Origin of the sequence: Mycolicibacterium baixiangningiae (assembly GCF_016313185.1) — a bacterium.
Taxonomy (GTDB): domain Bacteria; phylum Actinomycetota; class Actinomycetes; order Mycobacteriales; family Mycobacteriaceae; genus Mycobacterium; species Mycobacterium baixiangningiae.
In genome coordinates, this window is record NZ_CP066218.1 from 3318569 (window position 1) to 3343876 (window position 25308).

General features: G+C 67.4%; 23 protein-coding genes and 1 pseudogene. 3 read left to right on the plus strand and 21 right to left on the minus strand.

Annotation, left to right across the window (positions count from 1 at the left end; genetic code table 11):
* Nucleotides 1-214: 214 nt before the first annotated feature.
* From I7X18_RS15510 to I7X18_RS15550, 9 genes are all read right to left on the minus strand, one after another.
* Nucleotides 215-1255 carry a ferrochelatase gene (locus tag I7X18_RS15510; protein WP_193048663.1) on the minus strand — a complete coding sequence of 347 codons (1041 nt, stop codon included), beginning with the start codon at nt 1253-1255 and terminating at the stop codon, nt 215-217.
* A gap of 3 nt (nt 1256-1258) precedes the next feature.
* Nucleotides 1259-2068, minus strand: coding sequence for an NADH-dependent enoyl-ACP reductase InhA (gene inhA, locus I7X18_RS15515; RefSeq protein ID WP_193048662.1), 810 nt, complete (start codon nt 2066-2068; stop codon nt 1259-1261).
* Between the two features lie 28 nt (nt 2069-2096).
* A complete protein-coding gene (gene fabG1, locus I7X18_RS15520; RefSeq protein WP_193048661.1) occupies nt 2097-2861 on the minus strand; it encodes a 3-oxoacyl-ACP reductase FabG1 in 765 nt (254 codons plus the stop codon).
* A 56-nt stretch (nt 2862-2917) separates the two neighbouring features.
* Nucleotides 2918-3925 carry a VWA domain-containing protein gene (locus I7X18_RS15525; protein WP_193048660.1) on the minus strand — a complete coding sequence of 336 codons (1008 nt, stop codon included), beginning with the start codon at nt 3923-3925 and terminating at the stop codon, nt 2918-2920.
* A 112-nt stretch (nt 3926-4037) separates the two neighbouring features.
* Nucleotides 4038-4985 carry a DUF58 domain-containing protein gene (locus tag I7X18_RS15530; RefSeq protein ID WP_193048659.1) on the minus strand — a complete coding sequence of 316 codons (948 nt, stop codon included), beginning with the start codon at nt 4983-4985 and terminating at the stop codon, nt 4038-4040.
* Nucleotides 4982-6139: a chaperone MoxR1 gene (gene moxR1 / locus I7X18_RS15535; RefSeq protein ID WP_193048658.1), complete on the minus strand. Its 1158-nt coding sequence runs from the start codon at nt 6137-6139 to the stop codon at nt 4982-4984. The genes I7X18_RS15530 and moxR1 overlap by 4 nt, the downstream gene beginning before the upstream one ends.
* A 114-nt stretch (nt 6140-6253) precedes the next feature.
* Nucleotides 6254-6976: an NlpC/P60 family peptidoglycan endopeptidase RipB gene (gene ripB, locus I7X18_RS15540; protein ID WP_193048657.1), complete on the minus strand. Its 723-nt coding sequence runs from the start codon at nt 6974-6976 to the stop codon at nt 6254-6256.
* Nucleotides 6970-8385 (minus strand): NlpC/P60 family peptidoglycan endopeptidase RipA, encoded by a 1416-nt coding sequence (gene ripA / locus I7X18_RS15545; RefSeq protein WP_193048656.1) that lies wholly within the window; start codon nt 8383-8385, stop codon nt 6970-6972. The genes ripB and ripA overlap by 7 nt, the downstream gene beginning before the upstream one ends.
* Before the next feature lie 224 nt (nt 8386-8609).
* The gene (locus tag I7X18_RS15550; RefSeq protein ID WP_193048655.1) at nt 8610-9140 is read right to left on the minus strand and encodes an Rv1476 family membrane protein; all 531 of its coding nucleotides are present in this window, start codon (nt 9138-9140) and stop codon (nt 8610-8612) included.
* Between the two features lie 189 nt (nt 9141-9329).
* Between I7X18_RS15550 and I7X18_RS15555 the strand changes: the two genes are divergently transcribed.
* Both I7X18_RS15555 and I7X18_RS15560 read left to right on the plus strand, forming a co-directional pair.
* On the plus strand, nt 9330-12134 hold the full coding sequence (locus tag I7X18_RS15555; protein WP_193048654.1) for an aconitate hydratase: 2805 nt from the start codon (nt 9330-9332) through the stop codon (nt 12132-12134).
* Between the two features lie 13 nt (nt 12135-12147).
* Complete coding sequence (locus tag I7X18_RS15560) at nt 12148-12783, plus strand: TetR/AcrR family transcriptional regulator (RefSeq protein ID WP_193048653.1); 636 nt, start codon at nt 12148-12150, stop codon at nt 12781-12783.
* Here the strand turns inward: I7X18_RS15560 and I7X18_RS29650 are convergent.
* From I7X18_RS29650 to I7X18_RS15585, 6 genes are all read right to left on the minus strand, one after another.
* A complete protein-coding gene (locus tag I7X18_RS29650; protein WP_226864526.1) occupies nt 12718-12921 on the minus strand; it encodes a helix-turn-helix domain-containing protein in 204 nt (67 codons plus the stop codon). The two genes, I7X18_RS15560 and I7X18_RS29650, sit on opposite strands and share 66 nt — an antisense overlap.
* 129 nt (nt 12922-13050) lie before the next feature.
* Nucleotides 13051-14679, minus strand: a complete 1629-nt coding sequence (locus I7X18_RS15565; protein WP_193048652.1) for an ABC-F family ATP-binding cassette domain-containing protein — start codon at nt 14677-14679, stop codon at nt 13051-13053.
* Between the two features lie 133 nt (nt 14680-14812).
* Complete coding sequence (locus I7X18_RS15570) at nt 14813-15646, minus strand: enoyl-CoA hydratase (protein ID WP_193048651.1); 834 nt, start codon at nt 15644-15646, stop codon at nt 14813-14815.
* An 18-nt stretch (nt 15647-15664) separates the two neighbouring features.
* Entirely contained in the window at nt 15665-16030 is a 366-nt protein-coding gene (gene trxA / locus I7X18_RS15575; protein ID WP_193048650.1) for a thioredoxin, read from the minus strand.
* A 111-nt stretch (nt 16031-16141) separates the two neighbouring features.
* Entirely contained in the window at nt 16142-17290 is a 1149-nt protein-coding gene (locus tag I7X18_RS15580) for a serine hydrolase domain-containing protein (RefSeq protein ID WP_193048649.1), read from the minus strand.
* Nucleotides 17291-17486: 196 nt separating this feature from the next.
* On the minus strand, nt 17487-17825 hold the full coding sequence (locus I7X18_RS15585; protein ID WP_193048648.1) for a metal-sulfur cluster assembly factor: 339 nt from the start codon (nt 17823-17825) through the stop codon (nt 17487-17489).
* A gap of 286 nt (nt 17826-18111) precedes the next feature.
* Between I7X18_RS15585 and I7X18_RS15590 the strand changes: the two are divergent.
* Nucleotides 18112-19361: pseudogene (locus I7X18_RS15590) on the plus strand (IS110 family RNA-guided transposase).
* Nucleotides 19362-19372: 11 nt separating this feature from the next.
* Here I7X18_RS15590 and sufU read toward each other — a convergent pair.
* The 6 genes from sufU to I7X18_RS15620 are packed head-to-tail and all read right to left on the minus strand — an operon-like array spanning nt 19373 to nt 25228.
* The gene (gene sufU / locus I7X18_RS15595) at nt 19373-19834 is read right to left on the minus strand and encodes a Fe-S cluster assembly sulfur transfer protein SufU (RefSeq protein WP_193042985.1); all 462 of its coding nucleotides are present in this window, start codon (nt 19832-19834) and stop codon (nt 19373-19375) included.
* 8 nt (nt 19835-19842) lie between these two features.
* Nucleotides 19843-21099: a cysteine desulfurase gene (locus I7X18_RS15600; RefSeq protein ID WP_193042986.1), complete on the minus strand. Its 1257-nt coding sequence runs from the start codon at nt 21097-21099 to the stop codon at nt 19843-19845.
* A gap of 12 nt (nt 21100-21111) precedes the next feature.
* A complete protein-coding gene (sufC, locus tag I7X18_RS15605) occupies nt 21112-21903 on the minus strand; it encodes a Fe-S cluster assembly ATPase SufC (protein WP_193042987.1) in 792 nt (263 codons plus the stop codon).
* Nucleotides 21900-23090: a Fe-S cluster assembly protein SufD gene (gene sufD, locus I7X18_RS15610; protein WP_193042988.1), complete on the minus strand. Its 1191-nt coding sequence runs from the start codon at nt 23088-23090 to the stop codon at nt 21900-21902. Before sufD ends, sufC begins: the two co-directional genes overlap by 4 nt.
* Nucleotides 23091-24554: a Fe-S cluster assembly protein SufB gene (gene sufB, locus I7X18_RS15615; RefSeq protein WP_193042989.1), complete on the minus strand. Its 1464-nt coding sequence runs from the start codon at nt 24552-24554 to the stop codon at nt 23091-23093. It abuts the gene before it with no gap.
* Nucleotides 24551-25228 (minus strand): helix-turn-helix transcriptional regulator, encoded by a 678-nt coding sequence (locus tag I7X18_RS15620; protein ID WP_232375507.1) that lies wholly within the window; start codon nt 25226-25228, stop codon nt 24551-24553. The genes sufB and I7X18_RS15620 overlap by 4 nt, the downstream gene beginning before the upstream one ends.
* Between the last annotated feature and the right edge of the window lie 80 nt (nt 25229-25308).

Below are 25308 nucleotides of genomic sequence, written 5' to 3' on the forward strand. Positions count from 1 at the left end.
GACCGCTTCCACTCAGGGGAGTGATGTTGCGCTTTACGCAACTCGATGTTTATTACGCAACAGTGATCCTCCACCTACCCGGCGGTGGGCGCAAGACAAACACGCTTCGAGTTTCTTACGGCTGGCGCCTTCCCGCGAGACTGAACTCAAGCAGACCGGCTCTCTCGCACTTTCGCTGCGTGGCTTCAGCCTCGCGGCCGGCCTCATGGCACAGTCAGCTGGTGATGCGGGCGACGCAGCGCGGCGAATCGGCGCAGGTGGTGCCGTCGACGCTGAACAGGCAACCCGGTGCCGGGTCGGCCCCGACCACGCGCGACGGCGCCCGGTCCTCGCGGAGTTCGTCGACCAGACCAAGAGCGAGCCGGGCGTAGCGTCGGTCCGCGTTGGGTGTGCTCGCCCGGGCCATCGCGATTCCGAGCCCGGCGGCCTGTTCGCGCACCTCGCTGTCGAGGTCCCACACCACCTCGATGTGGTCGGCGACGAACCCGATAGGACAGATGATGACCGCCCTGGTTCCCTGTTCGGCCAGCGTGACGACATGGTCACCGATGTCGGGTTCCAGCCACGGGATCTGCGGCGGACCCGACCGCGACTGCCACACCTGGTCGAACTCGGCGTAGCCGGCCGCCGCGGCCACCAGCCGGGCGGCGTAGTCGACCTGGCGGCTGTACAGCTTCGGGCCGTGCCGCTCGTCGGCGGCGACCGGGATGGAGTGGGCGGTGAACACCAGCCGGGCGTCGTCGCGCAACTCGGCTGGAAGTGACTGCGCCGCAACGCCGATCGATTCGGCGAACATCTCGACCAGCAGCGGGTGGTCGAAGTAGTGCCGCATCTTCACCAGCTCGGGGGCGCCGTCACCGGCCGCCGCTCTGCCCCTGGCGATGTCTTCGTTGTACTGGGTGCAGCTGGAATACCCGCCCCACGCCGAGGTCGCGAACACCGCCGCACGCCGCACTCCGTCGTCGCGCATCGCGGTCACGGTGTCCTCGACGTACGGTGCCCAGTTGCGATTGCCGAAGTACACCGGCAACGTCTGCCCGCGGTCACGCAGTTCGGCCTCGATCTCGGCGATCAGCGCGCGGTTGATGCCGTTGATCGGTGAGACACCACCGAAGTGCAGATAGTGTTCGGCGACGCTCTCCAGCCGCTCCCGCGGGATCCCCCGGCCCCGGGTGACGTTCTCGAGGAACGGCATCACCTCATCGGGGCCCTCGGGTCCGCCGAAGGACAACAGCAGCAGCGCGTCGAACTCCACGATCTAGAGCAACTGGGTGCTGGCGCCGCCGTCGGCGTACACGATCGTTCCGGTGGTGGCCGGCAGCCAGTCGGACAGCAGCGCGCAAACCGTCTTGGCGACCGGGGTGGGATCCTTCATGTTCCAGCCGAGCGGCGCCCGCTGATCCCAGCCCTCTTCGAGCAGCTGCATCTGGGCACCGGCCTCGTCACCGAGGGCCCCACCGACGATCGCGCTCATCGCCAGCGTCCGGATCGGCCCGGCCGCAACGAGATTCGAGCGCACGCCTACCTTGCCGGCCTCGCGGGCCACGAACCGGTTGACCGACTCGAGCGCGCTCTTGGCGACCGTCATCCAGTTGTACGCGGGCATCGCCCGGGTCGGGTCGAAGTCCATGCCGACGATGCCGCCGCCGGAGTTCATCACCGGCAGCACGGCCTTGGCCAGCGAGGCGTAGGAATACGCCGAGATGTGGATGCCCTTGGCGACGTCCTCATACGGCGCGTCGAAGAACGGGTTGATGCCCATCCCGGTCTGCGGCATGAAGCCGATCGAGTGCACCACGCCGTCGAGCTTGTTGCCCTCGCCGATCACCTCGGTCACCCGGTCGGCGAGCGTGTCGAGGTGCTTCTCGTTCTGCACGTCGAGTTCGAGCAGCGGCGCCGGGCTCGGTAACCGGTCGATGATGCGCTGGATCAGGCGAAGCCGGTCGAAACCGGTGCACACGACCTCGGCGCCCGCCTCCTGCGCCACCTTGGCGATGTGGAACGCGATCGACGAGTCGGTGATGATCCCCGTGACGAGGATGCGCTTGCCTTCGAGAAGCCCTGTCATGTCCTGGTTCCTGTTCTGTCGAGATCCTCTAGTGGCCCATGCCCATACCGCCGTCGACCGGGATCACCGCACCGGCGATGTAGCTCGCATCCTCGGACGCCAGGAAGCTGACCGCCCCGGCGACCTCCTCGGCAGTGCCGACCCGCTTCGCCGGGATGAAGTCCAGCGCCCCCGCCTGGATCCGCTCGTCCAGCGCACGGGTCATCTCGGTGTCGATGTAGCCGGGTGCGACGACGTTGGCGGTGACGTTGGCCTTCGACAGCTCACGCGAGATCGAGCGGGCCATGCCGATCAGGCCCGCCTTGGCGGCCGCGTAGTTGGCCTGGTTGCCGATCCCCCACATGCCCGACACCGAACCGATGAAGATGATCCGGCCGAACCGCTTGCGCTGCATGCTGCGCGACGCGCGCTGGGCCACCCGGAACGCCCCGGTGAGGTTGGCGTCGATGACCTTCTCGAACCTCTCCTCGGTCATCCGCATGAGGAACGCGTCCTGGGAGATGCCGGCGTTGGACACCAGCACCTCGACCGCACCCTGGTGCTCCTCGACCTCCTTGAAGGCACGGTCGACGGCGTCGTTGTCGGTGACGTCACACTCGACGCCGAACAGGCCCTCGGGGGCGCCGGAGCCGCGATGGGTCACCGCGACCTTGTGACCGTCGGCTGCAAGGCGCTGCGCGATCGCCAGCCCGATACCGCGGTTGCCACCGGTGACCAGGACAGATCGCGATACGAACGGCGGCCTGCCGCCCGCTGACTGGCTTTCCGTCTCGGCCACTGCGCTGTCGGTCATGTCCGTCAACTTAACGTCTGGCCCGTCCTCCGCCGAAATCGACTCGGGCTCCGGCGTCATCCCGGCAGGCGCCGGTTGAACAGCAGTGCGGCCAGTGCCGAAAGTGCCAGCACCAGCGCACCCAGGCGCAGCCAGCCCACGCTGGCGTCGCCCTTGATGGTCTCGTAACCGATCTGCTGCTGCAGGTTGGCGTAGACCTCGCGCAGCTGCTCGAGGCTGGACGCGGTGAACGCCTCCCCGCCAGAGAGGTCGGCGATCTTCTTGAGCATCTGGTCGTCGACCGGAACCGGCTGTCGCTGCTCGTTGATCTCGACGTACCCGTACGGGGTGCCGAACGAGATGGTCGAGATCGGCACACCCTGGTCCTTCGCGGTGCGCGCCGCGGTGAAGGCGCCCTTGGGGTTGTCCGGATTCGACGGCACGGTCTCCTTGCCGTCGGAGAACAGCACGACGCGCGCCGGAGGCGGTTCGTCCCCGCCACCGATGACGGCGCCCACGGTGGCGATGGCCTGCAGCGCGGTGAAGATGCCCTCACCGGTCGCGGTCCGGTCGGCCAGTTGCAGTTTGTCGATCGCGTTCTTGGTGGCCTCGCGGTTGGTGGTCGGCGATACCAGCACCGTCGCGGTTCCCGCGTAGGCGATGAGGCCGAGATTGATGCCGGGGGTCAACTCGTCGGCGAACTGCTTGGAGGCTTCCTGGGCGGCGGCCAGCCGGCTCGGCGACACATCGGTGGCGCGCATCGACTGCGACACGTCGATCACCAGCATCACCACCGCGCGGTTCCGCGGGATGCGCACGTCACGCGTCGGACCCGCCATGGCGACGGTGAGCAGCACCAGCGAGGCGACGAGCAGGATCGCCGGGACGTGCCGCCAGCGGTTCGGCCGGTTCGGCGCGACGCTCTCCAGCAGCTCCATGTTCGCGAAGCGCAGCACCCGGCGCTGCCGGGCCAGGGCGACGATGACGTACAGGCCGACCAGGGCCAGCACGACGAGCAGGAACAGAAAGAACCACGGGTGTTCGAAACCCGACAGAGAAATCGGGCCGAGCAACGGTAATGTCATGTGCGGCTTGTCATTTCATTGTCACGAGACAGTGGACAGTTCTTCCGGCTACCGGGATCGTTTCCTCTTCGCGCAAGCGCTCATCGGGATCGTTTCCTCTTCGCGCAAGCGCTCATCGGCCGGCCATGGCCCCGCGCCGTCGGCTCGCCACGAACCTGACCACGTCGGCGATCCAGTCCCGGTCGGTCCGCAGGCTCAGCAGCGGGGCGTCGCAGCGCCGCAGCGTGCGGGCCACCTCGGCCCGGTGCTCGGCGGCCGCCCGCTCGAAGTCCTCACGCAGTTGGTGGTCGATGGTGAATTCCCGCGTCACGCCGGTCTCGGCGTCCTGCAGGATGACGTCGCCGACCTCGGGTAGCTCCACGTCGCGCGGATCGAGCACCTCGATGCCCAGCACCTCGTGGCGCCCGGCGATCGCGCGCAGCGGGCGCATCCAGTTGATCGGTCCGAGGAAGTCACTGATGACGACCACCATGCCCCGCCTGCGCTCGGGCCGGCGCAACGCGTCGATCGCCTCGGCGAGGTTGCCCCGCACGCCCGCAGGCGCCCGCGGCGTGGTGGCGATGGTGCGCAGGAGTTCCTGCTCGTGCATGCGGCCCGACAGCGCGGGCACGCGCCGCATGGTCTCGCCGTTGGAGATCACCGCGCCCAGCCGGTTGCCGCCACCGCTGTTGAGGAACGTGATCGCCGCTGCCGCCGCCACGGCGAGGTCGCGCTTCTCGCACCCCGCAGTGCCGAAGTCCAGGCTGGCCGACATGTCGACCACGAGCCAGGTCTCGAGCTCGCGGTCGGCGATCATCGTCCGCACGTGCGGAACCGTGGTGCGTGCGGTGACCGACCAGTCCATCCGGCGCACGTCGTCGCCGGGCTGGTAGATGCGCGACTCCCCCGGTTCGGATCCGGGGCCGGGGATGAGGCCGAGGTGGTCGCCGTGCAGCACCCCGTCGAGCTTGCGGCGCACCGTCAGCTCGAGTTTGCGCAGCGCGGCCGACAGCGCCGGATCGCGGATCTCGCCGCGTTCCAGTGACGGCAGGTCTACCGACCGGCCTTTGCCGTCGGTCACCGACCGCCCGCCACACCCGCCCCGGCCGGGACTGCGGGCTGTGCCGAAGGCCCTTGTTGCGGAATGGCATTGACCTGCGGCAGCGCGACGGTCTGCATGATCCGGTTGATCACCGTCTCGGAGGAGACCTCGTCGGCCAGCGCGTCGTAGGTCAGCACCAACCGGTGGCGCAGCACGTCGGGGATCACCTCGACGACGTCCTGCGGGATGACGTAGTCGCGACCGCGCACCAACGCCAGCGCGCGTGAGGCGGCGATGATGCCCAGCGACGCGCGCGGTGAGGCGCCGTAGGCGATCCACGACTTGGCGTCGGGCATCCCGAACTTCTCCGGCTCGCGGGTCGCGGTGACGATGCGCACCACGTAGTCGACCAGCGCGTGGTGCACGAAGTTGTTGGCGGCGACGTCCTGCAGGCGCAGCAGGTCACCGGGGGCGAGGATCTGCTTCGGCTCCGGCGGCTTCACACCCATCCGGTAGATGATCTCGCGCTCTTCCTCCGGCGTCGGGTAGTCGATGTTGAGCTTGAACAGGAAGCGGTCGCGCTGGGCTTCGGGCAGCGCGTAGACGCCCTCCTGCTCGATCGGGTTCTGGGTCGCCATGACGAGGAAGGGCTGGGGCAGCGGGAAGGTCTTGCCGCCGATGGAGATCTTCCGTTCGGCCATGACCTCGAGCAGGGCGGACTGCACCTTCGCCGGGGCACGGTTGATCTCGTCGGCCAGCAGGAAGTTCACCACCACCGGACCGAGTTCGATGTCGAACTCCTCCTTGCCCTGCCGGAAGATGCGGGTACCGACGATGTCGGTGGGCACCAGGTCGGGCGTGAACTGGATGCGCGCGAACGTGCCGCCGACGACCTTGGCGAAGGTCTCCACCGCGAGCGTCTTGGCGACACCCGGCACACCTTCGAGCAGCACGTGGCCCTTGGCGAGCAGGCCGACGAGCATCCGCTCGACCAACCGGTCCTGACCGACGATGATCCGCTTGACCTCGAAGATCGCGCGCTCCAGCGTGTGCACCTCAGCCTGCAGGCCACCGTTGTTCTGCGCGGAGCCCGGGCCCTGCGGCGCGGCGTGGGAACCGGCGGGATAACCCTGCGCGGGGTTCGGACCGGAATAACCTCCGGCGCCCTGCGGCGGCCCACTCGGTGACGTCATCGAGATCCTCCCACTGTTTTCGCTGGTCGTGCCATGGACGCGAGGGCGCCCGCCGTCAACTATTCCAGGCACTTCGGAATCCGTCGACGTTGCCCGCTCCGCCTCAGGCTGAACTCAGGATTCGATGATTCGGGCCACGTACGGCTGCAGGCCGGATTGGCGCACCGGGCTGATCGTCACCTTGCCCGCACTGCCCGACGCCTCGAGCATCCGCCCGTCGCCGAGATACATGGCCACGTGCTGGCTGCCGCCCGGACCCCAGAAGAGCAGGTCGCCCCGTTTCGCCTGCGAGGTCGGCACCTTGCGTCCGGTGTTGTACTGGTCGCCCGAATACTTCGGGATCAGCACCCCGACCCCGGCGTAGGAGAACTGGGTGAAACCCGAGCAGTCGTAGCCGACGGTGTTGGCGCCCGAATCGATGCCGCGGCTCGGGCCGTTCGGCTTACCGCCGCCCCACGAGTACGGCGTGCCCATCTGGGAGCCACCCCGCCGGATCACGTACTCGATGGCCTGCGGGCCACGCACCCGACCCGGGGCCACACCGGCCGGGGCGGCACCGCCGAGACCGATGCTCGACAGGAACTTTCGACCCATGTCCATGGTCACCTGGGTGGCCTGGGCGGTGGCCGCCAGCGAGGCGTTGGCGATCGCCAGCGGATCGCCCGGCGCGCCGGCGCTGAGCAGTTTGGGCAGGGTGGGGTCCCACTGACCGTCCTCGGGCGCCGCCGTCGCCGGGCCGGTCACACCGACCAGCATCGCGACCGCGGCCGCCGCCACCACCAACAACTTGACGCCGTGAAAAACTGTGCGGCGCAACAACTCCAACAATCTCACCATTCAATCAGCCGGGTGACGTACGGGGTCATACCGCTGGTGCGGACCGGCGAGATCTTGACCACCGACCCGGTGTAGGGGGCTTCGAGCATCTGACCGTCGCCGAGATACATCGCGACGTGCTGGCTGGCGTTGGGCCCGTAGAAGATCATGTCGCCGCGGCGCATCTGAGAGGTGGGCACCTTCCGGCCGGCGTTGTACTGCGAGCCGGAGTAGTGGTCGAGTTTGATGCCGACCCCGGCGAACATGTACAGCATCAGGCCGGAGCAGTCGAAGCCGACGGTCCCTGCGCCGGAATCGATGCCGCGGGCCGGGCCCGCCGCGTTGCCGCCTCCCCACGAGTACGGCACGCCCATCTGTGACATTCCGCGGCGGATCACGTATTCGGTGGCCTGGCGGCCGTAGACCCGCGGGATGGCCCCGTTGGTATAGCCGGTCGGGGTCGGCAGCAGGCCGATCTTCTGCAGGAACGAGCGGCCCAACTGCGAGGTGACCTGCGCTGAGGTCGAGGTGATTCCGAGGACGGCGTTGATGATCGCGATCGGGTCACCGCTGACGAATGCGCTGGGGATCGCGGGCAGCGTGGGATCCCACGCGGTGTCCCATTTGGCGGCCGCCGGTGCCGGAGCGCCGGTTGCACGGTCCCAATTCGCCGCGGGGCCGGATGCTTTGGCCTGCGGGGCGGCGGGCGGCGCCGCGGGTGCGAGTGTCGCGGAGGCCTTGCGGACCTCGGCGAGGCGGGCCTGGGCTGCGGCGCGCTCAGCGGTCAGACGGTTGAGCTCGGACTGCTGGCCGCCGAAGTTCTGCTGCGCTGCGGTGAGCGCCGCAACCGCATTGCGTTGACTGGCCTCGGCGTCCGCGGCGGCCTGGTCGGCCTTCTGCTTGGCCAGTCGCGCCGCGGACTCCTTGTTGACCTGCTCGGTACGCGCACGCTGCAGGTTCTCCATCACGCGGGCCGAACTGAGCGAGAGGGTCTCGGCTGTCGACGCGGTGTGCAGGACGTCGGCGGGATCCCCGGCGGTGACGTACGACGACGACGGGCCGCTGACGTAGGTGGCGGCGGCGAAGGTGTCGAACCGCTTCTGCGCCGCGGAGATTGCGATGGTGGCGTCTTCGATCCCCCGCTGGCTGGCCTCGAGGTCACGCTGGGCCGTCGCGGCCGCGTCGCGGGCGTTCTGCACGTCGAGGATGGCCTTGTTGACGCCTTCCTGCGTGCTCTGCACGGCGGCGCCGAGGTCCTGCAACTTCTGGTTGGCATTGGCCACGGCGGCCACGAGGGTCGCGACGTTTTCGGTGTCCGCCGACGCCGCACCACCCCACAGCGCCGTGGACATCAGAAGTCCGACGGTCAGGGGCAGTGCACACATCCGGCCGGCAAGCCGGGAAGCGGAGGCGCGAGCGGTGCGTCTCATTCGACTCAAGTCTCCTAGGGGTCGACGCGAACGTGGCGGCACGTTCGTGAGGGGCACCGATGCACACAAGTCACATCAGGCACAGCTACAACATTGGGTACCGAATGCACCGTACGTCACTATCGACGCTAAAGAAACTTTAGTAACAAATTACACGAATGTAATTGAATTAACCGTTATCGAACGGTGATCCTCGAATTTCCGCCCCATGGCGGCAGTGGGTGTCAGCCCACGTCAGCGTCGGTGGCAGAGGTCTCGGCGGCCGCCGCGCGTTTGCCTCGATTCTGTAACCAGCGGGTCGCCGCGGCCGCCGCGGCCACACCGATTACGAGGACAATCGTCAATGCCGTCCAGGGAAAGTCCGGAGTGGTGAGTTGGTCGACAAAATTCTTCGACGACTGCACCGGATCACCCGTCTTGGCCAGGTCCTGGCCGGCCTCCAGCGTGACGCGGTCGAACTCCGCGCTGTAGGTCCCGGCGTAGGACGGGCTCAGCGCCAGCACCGTGGACCCCGGGTAGGCGTGACCCACCTCGGTCGCGATATCGCGCAGCGGGGTGTCGATGTGCGGGTTCTCGTCGATGACGACGATCTTGAGGTCGATCCCGTCGGCCCGGGCCTCGGAGACCACCTGGCGCAGTGCCGCCTGGTCGGCGCCCGGCGCACTGACGCCGTCGTCCCCGACGTCGGCGATCACCTTGTCCATGTCGACGTCGGGCGGGATGAACGCGGGCAGGAACGGGATGACATGTGGCATGAGGCCGCCTTGAGTCACAGCACAGCACCGTACCGCGCGAGCGGGTATCCGAGTGGCAGCACCCGGGCGTGACGACAAGACTGGTCGACAAATCCGACACCGCCCTGGGGTGTTTGCAGGACAAGCGTACTGTTAGAATCAGCACGCCGCCGACACAGCCCGTCGCGGCGAGAACAACCGGGAGTTGATGTGAGCAGCAAGGATTCTTTTGGAGCCAGTGACACCCTGAGCGTCGGGGACAAATCGTACGAAATCTACCGCCTCGACGCCGTTCCCGGCACGGAGAAGCTGCCGTACAGCCTCAAGGTTCTCGCCGAGAACCTGCTGCGCACCGAGGACGGTGTGAACATCACCAAGGATCACATCGAGGCCATCGCGAACTGGGATCCCCAGGCCGATCCGAGCATCGAGATCCAGTTCACCCCCGCGCGCGTGATCATGCAGGACTTCACCGGCGTGCCCTGCATCGTCGACCTCGCGACGATGCGCGAGGCGGTCGGTAACCTCGGTGGTGACCCGCAGAAGGTCAACCCGCTCGCGCCCGCGGACCTCGTCATCGACCACTCCGTGATCGCCGACCTGTTCGGCACCGCGAACGCGTTCGAGCGCAACGTGGAGATCGAATACGACCGCAACGGTGAGCGCTACCAGTTCCTGCGTTGGGGCCAGGGCGCCTTCGACGACTTCAAGGTCGTCCCCCCGGGCACCGGCATCGTCCACCAGGTCAACATCGAATACCTGGCCAGCGTCGTGATGGAACGCGACGGTGTGGCCTACCCCGACACCTGTGTGGGCACCGACTCCCACACCACCATGGAGAACGGCCTCGGCGTACTGGGCTGGGGCGTCGGCGGCATCGAGGCCGAGGCCGCCATGCTCGGACAGCCCGTGTCGATGCTCATCCCCCGCGTCGTCGGGTTCAAGCTTTCCGGTGAGCGCAGGCCCGGCGTGACGGCCACCGACGTGGTGCTGACCGCCACCGAGATGCTGCGCAAGCACGGCGTGGTCGGCAAGTTCGTCGAGTTCTACGGTGAAGGCGTCGCCGAGGTGCCGCTGGCCAACCGCGCGACGCTGGGCAACATGAGCCCCGAATTCGGTTCCACCGCAGCGATCTTCCCGATCGACGACGTGACCATCGACTACCTGCGCATGACGGGCCGCAGCGACGAGCAGTTGGCGTTGGTCGAGGCCTACGCGAAGGAACAGGGCATGTGGCACGACCCGAGCCGCGAGCCGAAGTTCTCCGAGTACATCGAGCTCGACCTGTCCGACGTGGTGCCGTCCATCGCAGGCCCGAAGCGCCCGCAGGACCGCATCGCCCTCGACGACGCGAAGTCGGCGTTCCGCAAGGACATCCACAACTACGTCGAGAACGGCAACTCCGCCGCGCATTCCAACGTCGACGAGGCCGTGGAGGAGACGTTCCCGGGCAGCGATCCGGTATCGCTTTCGTTCGCCGAAGAGGACGCAGTGGACGTCGGCCCGTCCGCAGCCAACGGCGCCGAAGGCCGGCCCACCAAGCCGGTCACCGTGAGATCCGACGAGCGTGGTGAATTCGTGATCGACCACGGCGCGGTGGTGATCGCCGCGATCACCTCCTGCACCAACACCTCCAACCCCGAGGTCATGATCGGCGCCGCGCTGCTGGCCAAGAACGCCGTCGACAAGGGCCTGACCACCAAGCCGTGGGTCAAGACGACGATGGCCCCCGGCTCACAGGTCGTCACCGACTACTACGACAAGGCCGGTCTGTGGCCGTACCTTGAGAAGCTCGGCTTCTTCCTGGTCGGCTACGGCTGCACCACCTGCATCGGCAACTCGGGGCCGCTGCCCGACGAGGTCAGCCAGGCCATCAACGACAACGACCTGTCGGTGACGGCCGTGCTGTCGGGCAACCGCAACTTCGAGGGCCGCATCAACCCCGACGTGAAGATGAACTACCTCGCGTCGCCGCCGCTGGTCATCGCCTACGCACTGGCCGGCAGCATGGACTTCGACTTCGAATCGGACTGCCTCGGCACCGACACCGAGGGCAATCAGGTGTTCCTCAAGGACATCTGGCCGACACAGCAGGACATCAACGACACCATCGCCTCGGCGATCAACACCGAGATGTTCGTGAAGAACTACGCCGATGTGTTCAAGGGCGACGAGCGTTGGCGCAACCTGCCCACCCCGAGCGGTGACACGTTCGAGTGGGCCGAGGATTCCACGTACGTGCGCAAGCCTCCGTACTTCGACGGGATGCCCGCTGAGCCGCAACCGGTCAGCGACATCACCGGGGCTCGGGTGCTCGCTCTACTGGGTGACTCGGTGACCACCGACCACATCTCGCCGGCCGGCAACATCAAGGCGGGCACGCCTGCCGCGCAGTACCTCGACGAGCACGGCGTCGACAAGGCGGACTACAACTCCTACGGTTCGCGTCGCGGCAACCACGAGGTGATGATCCGCGGCACGTTCGCGAACATCAGGCTCAAGAACCAGCTGCTCGACGACGTCTCGGGCGGGTACACGCGGGACTTCACCAACGGCGGCGAGCAGGCATTCATCTACGACGCCGCGCAGAACTACGCCGAACAGGGCACCCCGCTGGTGGTGTTGGGCGGCAAGGAATACGGGTCCGGCTCGTCGCGGGACTGGGCGGCCAAGGGCACGAGCCTGCTCGGCGTGCGGGCCGTGATCACGGAGTCTTTCGAGCGCATCCACCGGTCGAATCTCATCGGCATGGGCGTCATCCCGCTGCAGTTCCCCGAGGGTGAATCCGCGGCGAGCCTCAAGCTCGACGGCACCGAGACGTTCGACATCACGGGAATCGAGGCGCTCAACGAGGGCAAGACCCCGAAGACCGTGCACGTCAAGGCCGGCAAGGAGGGCGGCGAGACCGTCGAGTTCGACGCGGTGGTGCGCATCGACACGCCCGGCGAGGCGGACTACTACCGCAACGGCGGCATCCTGCAGTACGTGCTGCGCAACATGCTGAAGTCCAAGTAGCAGGACTCGGACGATGCCGCGGGTTACCGACGATCATCTGGCGGCACGCCGCCGCCAGATCCTCGACGGCGCCCGGCGCTGCTTCGCGGAGTACGGGTACGACAAGGCGACCGTGCGACGGCTCGAACACACCATCGGGCTGTCGCGCGGCGCCATCTTCCACCACTTCCGCGACAAGGACACACTGTTCTTCGAGCTGGCGCGCGAGGACGCCGAACGGATGGCCGACGTCGCCTCCCGCGAGGGGCTGATCCAGGTCATGCGCGACCTACTGGCCGCGCCGGACCAGTTCGACTGGCTGGCCACCCGGTTGGAGATCGCGCGCAAACTGCGCAACGATCCTGTCTTCCACCAGGGCTGGGAGGAGCGCTCCGCCGAACTCTCCGCCGCCACCACAGCACGGCTGCGAAGACAGAAGAAGGCCGGCCGACTGCGAGACGACGTCCCCAGCGAGGTACTCCAGACCTACCTCGACCTGGTTCTCGACGGGCTCGTGGCACGGCTCGCCTCCGGCGATGACCCCAAGAAGCTGGGCGCCGTGCTCGACCTGGTCGAGGCGTCGGTGCGCCAGCAGGGTCCGACGTCAGGTGACGCTGGAACGACGCGAACGGTGGTTGGGCCCACCCCGGCTCCGCATCGTGGTCCCTGATTCGCGCAACATGCTGTGGATCGACCCGTACGAACGTCCGGTCGTCGCTACCAACGCACGAATGCTCGCACCCCCCTCGTACGCGGCCCGCAACTCGTTGAGCAGTTCCTCCCGGGACTTATTGTTGGACTTCTTCATGACATCTCCCCGCTGTTGATGCCCCGACTGCCTGGAGGGAATACCCAGCGGTCGGACGCCTAACCGGCGGCCCAGAGATTTCGTTAATCGGTTCGTAATGCGGCTCTCGCGAGGGTGCGCGACTTTGACTCAGGCCAGTTCGATGAGGTCCCGGTAGTCGTCCGACCAGTAGTCCTCGGTGGCGTCAGGCAGCAGGACCACCCGCTGCGGGTCGAGCGCCTCGGCGGCGCCGGGGTCGTGGGTGACCAGCACGACCGCGCCCTGATAGCTGCGCAGCGCGTCGAGCACCTGCTCGCGCGACGCCGGGTCGAGGTTGTTGGTCGGTTCGTCGAGCAACAGCACGTTCGCCGTCGAGGCCACCAAACCGGCCAGCGCCAGGCGGGTCTTCTCACCGCCGGACAGCGTGCCCGCCGGCTGATCGAGCTGCGGGCCGGTGAACATGAACGCCCCGAGCAGGCTGCGCAGATCCTGCTCGCCGGTATCGGGTGCGGCGTGGCGGATGTTCTCCCACACCGAGACGTTGCCGTCGATGGTGTCATGCTCCTGCGCGAAGTAGCCCACCTTCAGGCCGTGGCCCGGTTCGATGGCACCGGCGTCGGCTTTTTCCACCCCGGCCAGGATCCGCAACAGCGTGGTCTTACCCGCGCCGTTGAGCCCGAGCACAACGACGCGGGAACCCTTGTCGATCGCCAGGTCGACGCCTGTGAAGATCTCCAGCGAGCCGTACGTCTTGGTGAGACCCTTGGCCACCAACGGCGTACGACCGCATACCGCAGGCGTAGGGAACCTGATCTTGGCCACCTTGTCGGCCACCCGCTCGTCATCGAGCTCGGAGATCATGCGCTCGGCACGCCGCAGCATATTTTGTGCCGCAACGGCTTTGGTGGCCTTGGCGCCCATTTTCGCGGCCTGGGTGCGCAGCGCGGAGGCTTTCTTCTCCGCATTCGCCCGTTCCCGGCGCCTACGCTGCTCGTCGGTGGCCCGGGCGTCGAGATACTTCTGCCAGCCCATGTTGTAGACGTCCGCCTCGCCGCGCACCGCGTCGAGGAACCACACCCGGTTCACGACCGCGGCGAGCAGGTCCACGTCGTGGCTGATCACCACGAGTCCACCGGAGTGGTTCTGCAGGAACGTTCGCAACCAGCCGATCGAATCCGCGTCGAGGTGGTTGGTCGGCTCGTCGAGCAGCAGGGTCGTGTCCGAGCCTGAACCCGTATCGGACGCCGCGAACAGGATGCGGGCCAGTTCGACGCGCCGTCGCTGACCGCCGGACAGGGTGCGCAGCGCCTGGGTCAGGATCCGTTCGGGCAGACCGAGGCTCGCGCAGATGCGACCCGCCTCGCTTTCCGCGGCGTATCCACCGAGCGCGGAGAAGCGCTCCTCGAGTTCGCCGTAACGACGAACCGCCTTGTCCCGCGCCGCGTCGTCGGCGACCTCGGCCATGATCGTCTGCTGCTTCTCCAGGTCGGACAGCAGAGTGTCCAGCCCGCGAGCCGACAGAACCCGGTCGCGCGCCATCATGTCGAGGTCACCTTCGCGCGGGTCCTGCGGCAGGTAGCCGACCTCACCGGTGCGGGTGATGCTGCCGGCGTACGGTTCGCCTTCGCCGGCGAGGATCCGCATGGTGGTGGTCTTGCCCGCGCCGTTGCGGCCGACGAGCCCGATGCGGTCGCCCGGCTGTATGCGCAGCGCGGGCCCCTCGATGGACAGCAGCGTGCGCGCGCCGGCGCGGACCTCGAGGTCCGTTGCGGTGATCACGGGCACTGCTCCTTGCGGGGGTGTGAAGACGGATTCGGGCGTGGCAAAGCCGGCCGCCGAATGGAATGGCTGCTTCGAGGCTAGTCGCAGGCCGGCGCCGCGCGCCAACTGATAACGGCGGTCGTGGCGACGCTCACGGTTTGTCGTCGGTGAACACCGCGGGCCGTTGCTCGGCGCGCGCGGCGACCGCCTCCTCGAAATTCGCAGTGAGCAGGCGGACGTAGAGCTGACCGAGGCCTTCGGCCTGCATGTGTCCCTCGAGGCTGGTGGCATCCAGCCCGCTCCACAGCGTGCGCTTGGTCAACTCCACCCCGGGGCGGGAGAACCCCGCGATGCGCTCGGCCATCCCGCAGCACACCTCGAGCAGATCTCGCTCGGGGACTGTGTGTGAGACCAGACCGATGCGCTGCGCCTCGTCGGCGTCGACGTCACGGCCGGTCAGCATGATCTCGAACGCGCGCGACGAGCCGATGGCACGCGGCAGAAGGTAGCTCAGGCCCAGTTCGCTGGCGGTGAGGCCGTTGTTGATGCCGGCTGCCCGGAAGTAGGCACCCGAGGCCGCCACCCGGATGTCGGCGGCCAGTGCCAGACACAGACCGCCACCGATGGCCGCGCCGTTGACCGCCGCGATCACGGGCTGGTGCATCTTGCGCAGCGCGAGGATGACGTCGTCGAGGATCTCCATGGACCGCAGGCCGTACGACGGGCGGGTCAGCCCCTCGACGTGCGGCACCGAACCCGCCGATTTGTGGTCGGCGCCCGACGAGAATCCGCGACCGGCACCGGTCAGCACGACCGCGCGGACGTCGTTGTCGTAGGTGAGCTCGTGCAGCACGTCGCGCAGCGGCACCATGACGTCGAAGGCCATGGAGTTCATCCGCTCGGGGCGGTTGAGCGTCACGACCGCGACCTGCGGACGCGGGCGATCGACGAGCACGTGCGAGTCTTGAGCGGTCACGCAGAGCACGCTATCGCGTGCCCAACCTCACTCGGGCTGAGCGTTCCCCTGCTCGGCCATCGCGGCGTCGATGTCGAAGTCCTTGACCTTCTGCACTAGATCCTCGAGCGCGGCGGGCGGAAGAGCACCGGCCTGGTTGAAGACCAGCTTGCCCTTCTTGAACACCATCAGCGTCGGGATGGAACGGATGTCCGCCGCGGCGGCGAGCTGCTGTTCGGCCTCGGTGTCGACCTTGGCGTGGACGACGTCCGGATGCTTCTCGGAGGAGGCCGCGAAAGTCGGTGCGAACTGCTTACACGGCCCGCACCACGACGCCCAGAAATCGACGAGCACGATCTCGTTGCCGGCGATCGTCTCGTTGAACTGATCTGCGGTGATGTCTTGAGTAGCCATAGCTGTCCTAACGTTGTGACGAAGGTGTCTGTTCCCCGGTCGGCGCAGCGCAAACCCCGACCGCGAGCGGAACGACAGCCGCGTCCGAGGAGCTCGTACTCGCCTCGACGGTCAGGACAATGCGTCGTAGATCAGACCAAGGTAACGCTGCGTGCGGTCGCTTCCCACCACACCCGGGCCCATCTTGTTCATGACGTAGGAAACGGTGGCGCGTTGATCGGGGTTCATGGTCTGCCACGAACCACCCCATCCGCCCCAGTGGCAAATCTTGCCCTGCGGGACGAACGGGAACGTCGTGGGCTCGGGCAGCGCGAAACCGAGCCCCCACCTGATCGGCAGACCGGCCAGGATCAGATCGGGTCCGGCGATCTGCTCCCGGAATATCCGCTCGACCGTATCCGGGCGGATCAGCTGCACTCCCCCGACGGTGCCGCCCAACGAGATCGCCGAGAGTATTCGAGCCAGCGCCCTGGCGTTCGCGTGCCCGTTCGCGCCGCCGACATCGGCGGCGCGCCACGCGTCGGTGTTGGCCACCGTGGGGGTGGGCGCCAAGGGGGCCAACGTCTTCACCATCAGCTCAGGCCACTGCTCCATCGGTGGCACACCTGCGAACGGGTCGTCGGCTGGGACTATCTCGGCGATCCTCGCCGCGTCCTGAGGCTGCGCCCCGATCTGGAAGTCTGCCTCGAGGGGACCGGCGATGTCCTCGGCGACGAATTGCTTCAGAGTCTTGCCGGTGAGCCGGCGGAGCACCTCCCCGATCAGATGACCGAAATTCGTTGCGTGGTACCCCGACGCCGATCCCGGCTCCCACCACGGCGACTGGGCGGCGAGTGCCGTCGTCGATTTATCCCAATCGAGGATGTCCTCCAACACGACGGTGCGCTCCCAGCCGGACACGCCCGACGAATGCGTGAGCAGATGCCGAAACTCGATGCCGGCCTTGCCGTTCGCGCCGAACTCCGGCCACACCTGGGCGACCGGCGTACCGGGTTCGATCAAGCCGCGGTCGATCAGCATGAGACCGGCCAGGGCCGTGACGGTCTTGGTCGAGGACCATACGTTGACGATGGTGTCCGCAGTCCACGGGCGGCTGCGCGCCCCGTCGGCATGCCCACCCCAGATGTCGACGACGAGTTCGCCGTCGATGTCGACCGCGATGGCCGCTCCGACCTCCTCGCCGCTCTCGATCGCCTGGCCGAGTGCATCAGCCACCTTACGGAATCGAGCGTCGCAGTGGCCGTGCACATTCTCGTTCATACGGTTCATACGGTTCATACGGGCAAGAACGAGCCCTCACGGTAAATCATTCTGCCGCTGAGCCATGACAGAGCAACGAACGCCTCCGGCTTCTCCGGTCACGGGGCGACGCGGGCACCCACCGTGGGTCAGGAAATCGCCGACAGCCGGTCTCGAGACGAACGCCCTGGCCTGCGAGCTCACCGGGCACGGATCGCTAGACGGTGAAACCGAGCGCGCGAAGCTGGTCGCGACCGTCCTCGGTGATCTTGTCCGGACCCCACGGTGGGTTCCACACCCAGTTGATCTTGATCTCCGAGACGAGCCCGGCGCCCACCAGCGCGGTCCGCGACTGATCCTCGATCACGTCGGTCAGCGGGCACGCCGCGGAGGTCAACGTCATGTCGATCAGTGCCACATCCCCGGCGTCACCCTTCTCGACGCCGAGCCCGTACACGAGCCCGAGATCGACGACGTTGATGCCGAGTTCGGGGTCGACGACATCGCGCATCGCCTCCTCTAGATCGGCGAGCAGTTCCTCGTTGGGTGCGGTCATCTGCGTTGTCTCCTCTTCGCGCAAGCGCTCACTGGTGCACCATCCTTGTGTCGGTGATCTTGGATGGGTTGCCGATGCACCCGAGGTGCCGTCGGATCACTGCCACAAGCGCTGGACGCTGTGACGTCCTTGATGAGTTTTGCAGGACCCGGCGGTTACCCGGGGTGTGCTGACCGTCGACAGGGCTGAGCGCCACCGAGCGCCGAACAGTGAGCGATCCGGCCGCCGCGCCCCGGCACCGAAGTTTGGGTGCCTCCCCACTGGGACTAGCAGCGAGGAGGCTGTGATGAAGTATGCCCCACCGGTGTTGGCGCCGAAACCCGCCAACAACATGACCTGCGGAATCGACTGGGCTGGGCGCGATCACGCGATCTCGATCGTGATGCCCGTGGCAGCGAGATCCATCGAAGCGCCGTTGAGCACAACGCTGTCGGGCTGCGAGTTCTGCTGGGTCTGCTGGCCCGCATGGGAGTCAGCGAGGTAGCCATCGAACGCCCCGATGGGCCACTGGTCGAGGCGCTGCTCGACGCCGAGGTCACCGTCGTGGTGATCAGCCCCAACCAGCTCAAGAACCTGCGCAGCCGCTACGGCTCGGCCGGCAACAAAGACGACCGGTTCGACGCCTTCGTGCTGGCCGACACCCTGCGCACCGACCGCACCCGACTGCGTCCCCTGGTGCCTGACACCGCGGCCACCACCGCGCTGCGCACCGCCTGCCGGGCCCGCAAAGACCTCATCAAACACCGGGTCGCACTGGCCAACCAGCTGCGTGAACACCTCAACCGCGTCTTTCCCGGTGCCGTCGGATTGTTCAGCGATCTCGACTCGCCGATCAGCCTGGCGTTCCTGGCCCGATTCGACTGCCAAGACCGCGCCGACTGGTTGACCCCCAAACGTCTGAGCGCCTGGCTGGCCTCGGTCGGCTACACCGGCGGTACCGATCCCGCTGTGTTGCACGCACACCTGGCCAGTGCGCCTCACGGCATCACCGGCGAGCACAGCCGCGCTCATGCCGGCGTCACCGCCGCCCTGGTCACCAGCCTCAAGACCCTCGTCGCACAGATCAAGGTGCTGTACCGCCAGATCGGCGACCAGCTCGACGCTCACGTCGATGCGCACATCTTCACCAGCCTGCCCCGCAGCGGAACTGTCAGGGCCGCAAAGCTTGTCGCTGAAATCGGCGACTGCCGCGCACGATTCCCCACCCCCGAATCGCTGGCCTGCCTGGCCGGGGTCGCACCGTCGACCCGCCAATCGGGCACCATGCGTTCGGTCGGATTCCGATGGGCCTGCGATAAACACCTGCGCGACGCCGTCACCGACTTCGCCGCCGATTCCCGCGCCGCGAACCCCTGGGCTGAAAACCTCTACCGCCAAGCCCGATCCCGCGGACACGACCATCAACACGCCGTGCGCATCCTGGCCAGAGCCTGGCTCTACGTCATCTGGCACTGCTGGCAAGACCACACTGCCTACAACCCCGACCGACATGGGGCCCTGCAGGCATTCCTGCGAAGCCAACCACCCACTGCTTGACACAGGGCTACTCATCGGCGCTCCTCCTGGGAATCGTGGGACGCCTGGGCCACCGCGTCCTTGAAAGCCATCCACCCGAGCAGCGCGCACTTCACGCGTGCCGGGTACTTCGAGACACCGGCGAAGGCGATGCCGTCGCCGATCACGTCCTCATCCCCGTCGATGGTGCCCCGTGACGAGACCATCTCGGTGAACGCGGCCACGGTCTTGAGCGCGTCACCTGCACTCACCCCGATCACCAGATCGGTCAGCACCGACGTGGACGCCTGGCTGATCGAACACCCTTGTCCGTCGTAGGACACGTCCGCGACCGTTTCACCGTCGTCAGCCAGGGCGACCCGCAGCGTCACCTCGTCACCACATGTGGGGTTCACGTGGTGCACCTCGGCGCCGAACGGTTCACGCAGCCCGCGGTGATGCGGATGCTTGTAGTGGTCCAGGATGACTTCCTGGTAGATCTGATCGAGGCGCACGCGAAACCTCAACCCCTGCCGAAGAATTCGACGGCGTGACGGACACCGGCCACCAACCGCTCGACCTCGTCGAGGGTGTTGTACACGGCGAACGAGGCCCGCGCGGTCGCGGTGATACCGAACCGGCGGTGCAGCGGCCACGCGCAGTGGTGGCCGACGCGGACCGCCACCCCGTCGTCGTCGAGCACCTGGCCAACGTCGTGGGCGTGAACCCCGTCGACGACGAACGACACCGGCGACCCGCGATCGGTCATCGAGTGCGGTCCGACGATCCGGACGCCGTCCACCCCCGAGAGCCCTTCGAGTGCGGCGGCCACCAGTTCGGCCTCGTGCGCCTCGACTTCGGCCATCCCGATGGCCGACAGATACCGTGCCGCGGCCGCCAACCCGACGACCTGCGACGTCATCGGTGTGCCCGCTTCGAAGCGCTGGGGTGCGGGCGCGTAGGTGGCGCCCGCCATGGTGACGGTCTCGATCATCGACCCACCGGTGAGGAACGGCGGCATCTCGGCCAGCAGCTGACGCCGCCCGTAGAGCACGCCGATTCCGTTGGGCCCCAACATCTTGTGGCCGGAGAAGGCGGCGTAGTCGACACCGAGCGCGTGGAAGTCGATCGGCTGGTGCGGTACCGACTGGCAGGCGTCGAGCACCGTGAGCGCCCCGACCGCCTTCGCCCGCGAGACCAGTTCGGCGACCGGGGCCACCGCGCCGGTCACGTTGGAGTGGTGCGTGAAGGCCACCACCTTCACGCGCTCGTCGAGCGCCAGCGAGTCGAGGTCGATGCGGCCGTCTTCGGTGGCGCCGTACCAGCGCAGCGTCGCACCGGTCCGACGGGCCAGCTCCTGCCACGGAATCAGGTTGGCGTGGTGTTCGAGTTCGGTGGTGACGATGACGTCACCCGGGCCGACCGCATGGCCCTCGAACCGCTCGTCACCCAACACATAGGCGACGAGATTGAGCGCCTCGGTGGCGTTCTTCGTGAACACCAGCTCGTCGGTGTCGGCGCCGACGAACGCCGCAATGGCCGCGCGACCGTCCTCGTAGGCGTCGGTCGACTCCTCCATCAACTGGTGAGCGCCGCGGTGCACCGCACCGTACGACGTGATGAGGAAGCCCCGTTCGGCGTCGAGCACCTGCAGCGGACGCTGCGAGGTCGCACCGGAATCGAGGTAGGCCAGCTGATTTCCGCCGCGCATCACCCGCTGCAGGATCGGGAAGTCCGCGCGGATCCCCGCCACGTCCAGCCGGCTCGCCGCGGTTGTCATGGCAACAGCCCCTCAGGCGCCCGTCGAGGCAGCCTGCGCGGAGAACCGCTCGTAGCCGTTGGCCTCGAGTTCGTCGGCCAATTCCGGACCGCCGGACTCGACGATGCGGCCACCGACGAACACGTGCACGAACTGCGGTTGGATGTAGCGCAGGATGCGGGTGTAGTGGGTGATCACCAGGACGCCACCGTCGTTGTCCCGGGCGTAGCGGTTCACGCCTTCGCTGACCACCTTCAGCGCGTCGACGTCGAGACCGGAGTCCGTCTCGTCGAGGATCGCGATCTTCGGCTTGAGCAGCGCGAGCTGCAGGATCTCGTGGCGCTTCTTCTCGCCGCCCGAGAAGCCTTCGTTCACACTGCGTTCGGAGAAGGACGGGTCGATATCGAGGTCGGTCATCGCGCCTTTGACCTCTTTGATCCAGTGCCGCAGCTTCGGCGCCTCACCGCGCACCGCCGTCGCCGCCGTGCGCAGGAAGTTCGACATCGACACCCCGGGCACCTCGACCGGGTATTGCATGGCCAGGAATAGCCCGGCGCGCGCCCGCTCGTCGACGCTCATCTCCAGGACGTCCTGGCCGTCGAGGGTGATCGAACCGGACGTCACCGTGTACTTCGGGTGACCGGCGACCGCATACGAAAGGGTCGACTTCCCGGACCCGTTCGGGCCCATCAGCGCGTGGATCTCGCCCGAGTTCACGGTGAGATCGACGCCCTTGAGGATCTCCTTGGCCCCGCCGTCGGCGCCGCTGGCATCCGCGCCGGCGGCGACGGTGACGTGGAGGTCCTTGATTTCGAGTGTGGTCATGACTGGTTTCCTTCAGTGAGGGCTAGCTCGCGTTCGATGGCGTCGGTCAGGCGTTCGCGCACGGCGGGCACGGCGATCTTCGAGATGATCTCGCCGAAGAACCCCCGCACGATGAGCCGTCGGGCCTGGTCCTCGGGGATGCCGCGGGCCTGCAGGTAGAACATCTGCTCGTCGTCGAAACGTCCGGTGGCGCTGGCGTGGCCGGCGCCGACGATCTCGCCGGTCTCGATCTCGAGGTTGGGCACCGAGTCGGCGCGGGCGCCGTCGGTGAGCACCAAGTTGCGGTTCGCCTCGTAGGTGTCGGTACCGGTGGCCTCGGCGCGGATCAGAACGTCACCCACCCAGACGGTGTGCGCATCGGGTTTGTCGGAGTTCGGATCGCCTTGCAGGGCACCCTTGTACAGCACGTCGGACTTGCAGTTCGGGTGCGCGTGGTCGACGAGCAGGCGCGCCTCGAGGTGCTGACCGTCGTCGGCGAAGTAGGTGCCCAGCATCTGGGCGTCGCCACCGGACGCGGTGAACCGCACGGTCGCCGAGGTCCGCACGACGTCGCCGCCGAGCATGACGTTGACGTGGCCGAGCACGGAGTCCTTGCCGAGGCGGGCGTGGTGGGCGCTGACGTGGACCATGTCGTCGGCCCAGTCGGCGAGCCAGATAACCCCGACACCCGCGGCGTCGCCGACGATGATCTCGACGTTGTCGGCGTAGGTGCCGCTGCCGCGCAGGTCGACGACGACGATGGCCTTGGCGAGCTCCTCGACGCGGATCTGCAGATGCCCGTAGGCGACCTTGCCCTCGCCGGGTCCGGCGACGGTGATCTCGATCGGTTCGGCCACCACGGTGTCACGCGCGACGGTGACCACCGTCGCGGACTCGAACGAGGAGAAGGCTTGTGCCGCAACCCGATCCGCGGGCACACCGCCCTGACCGAGCCGTTCGTCGCCGCGCTGCACCGTCTCGACCGTCACACCGGGGCGATCCGCCACCTCGATGCGGGCGGTGCCGGACGCGACGGCCGAACCGTCGTGCAGCCCGCGCAGCCGGCGCAGGGGGGTGAACCGCCAGATCTCGTCGCGGCCACCGGGGACCTCGAAGGCATCGACGTCGAACGAGGTGAACACCTCACCCTTGTTCAACGCCGATCCGGCCGGAGTCCCTTCTGCCGCAGTTGTCAGCTCTGAGGGCACTTATCCCACCGCCCCTTCCATCTGCAGCTCGATGAGCCGGTTGAGCTCGAGCGCATACTCCATCGGCAGCTCCTTGGCGATCGGCTCGACGAAGCCGCGCACCACCATCGCCATCGCCTCGTCCTCGGTCATCCCGCGGCTCATCAGGTAGAACAGCTGATCCTCGCTGACCTTCGACACCGTCGCCTCGTGGCCCATCGTGACGTCGTCCTCGCGGATGTCGACGTACGGGTAGGTGTCGCTGCGGCTGATCGTATCGACCAGCAGCGCATCGCATTTCACGCTCGAGCGCGAACCGTAGGCACCCTTGTTCACCTGGACGAGGCCACGGTAGGAGGCGCGGCCGCCGCCGCGGGCGACCGACTTGGACACGATGTTGCTCGAGGTGTGGGGCGCCAGATGCAGCATCTTCGCGCCGGTGTCCTGGTGCTGACCCTCACCCGCGAACGCCACCGAGAGCACCTCGCCCTTGGCGTGCTCACCGGTCATCCACACGGCCGGGTACTTCATCGTGACCTTGGAGCCGATGTTGCCGTCGACCCACTCCATGGTCGCGCCGGCCTCGGCGCGGGCCCGCTTGGTGACCAGGTTGTAGACGTTGTTCGACCAGTTCTGGATGGTCGTGTAGCGGCATCGGCCGCCCGGTTTGACGATGATCTCCACGACCGCGGAGTGCAGCGAGTCGCTCTTGTAGATCGGTGCCGTGCACCCCTCGACGTAGTGCACGTAGGCTTCCTCGTCGACGATGATCAGGGTGCGCTCGAACTGGCCCATGTTCTCGGTGTTGATGCGGAAGTAGGCCTGCAGCGGGATGTCGACGTGCACGCCCTTCGGCACGTAGATGAAGGAACCACCCGACCACACCGCGGTGTTGAGCGCGGAGAACTTGTTGTCCCCGGCCGGGATGACGGTGCCGAAGTACTGCTTGAACAGCTCCGGGTGCTCCTTGAGCGCGGTGTCCGTGTCGAGGAAGATCACGCCCAGCTTCTCCAGGTCCTCGCGGATGGAGTGGTAGACCACCTCGGACTCGTACTGTGCGGCGACGCCGGACACCAGGCGCTGCTTCTCCGCCTCGGGGATGCCGAGCCGGTCGTAGGTGTTCTTGATGTCAGCGGGCAGGTCATCCCACGTCGCGGCCTGCTTCTCACTGGACCGCACGAAGTACTTGATGTTGTCGAAGTGGATGCCTTCGAGGTCTGAGCCCCAGTTCGGCATGGGCTTCTTGTCGAACGTGCGCAGCGCGCGCAGCCGGACGTCGAGCATCCACTCCGGCTCACTCTTCTTGGCCGAGATGTCGCGCACGACGTGCTCGGACAGTCCACGCTGGGCGCTGGCGCCCGCGACGTCGGAGTCCGCCCAGCCGAAGCCGTAACGACCCAGCGAGGCGATGGCCTCCTCCTGCGACAGCGGCTCCCCGATCGTGTGCTCGGGGGTGACGCTCGTCGTCTCCGGGGTGGCGGTCATGTCGACGCTCCTTGAGGGGTCGTAACGGATCCGGCGCGGGCTGTGCGCCGGGAGGATTCTTGCGTGTCGGGCTGTAGCGGTACGTGGGTAGTGCAGGCGCAGTCGCCGTTGACGATCGTGGCCAGCCGTTGCACGTGTGTGCCGAGGATGTCGGCGAACGCCTCGCGCTCGGCTTCACACAACTCCGGGAACTCCTCGGCGACGTGCGAGACCGGGCAGTGGTGCTGGCAGATCTGCACACCGCTGATCGGGCCGCTTACCCGGGTCGTGGTGGTCGCGTACCCGGCCTCCGTCAGCGCGTCGGCCACTCGGTCCGCAGTGGGTTCAACACCGTCTGCAACACCATCGACCCCCTCGGTTACTCCCGAGAGGATGGTGTCGATGCGCCGCCGGGCGAATGTACGGACGGCGTCATCGCCGCCGATCTCCCGGAGCTGCCGGATCGCGGCGAGCGCGAGGTCGTCATAGGTGTGGCCGAGCTTCGCGCGGCCGGCCGCCGTCAGCCGGTAGCGCTTGGCCGGACGCCCCCGGCCGCTGTGCTGCCACGCCGCGGCGGCGGCCGCCTGCGCGTCGCCCGCCTCGATCAACGCGTCCAGATGTCGCCGCACCCCGGCCGCAGAGATGCCCAGCCGTTCGCCGATCGCCGATGCGGTGACCGGACCCTGCAGCAACATCTGGATGATCGCACTGCGGGTGTGCCCGTCCGAGACATGCGCAGCGGACGCGCCGGCAGCCTCAGTAGGGATTTTCACAA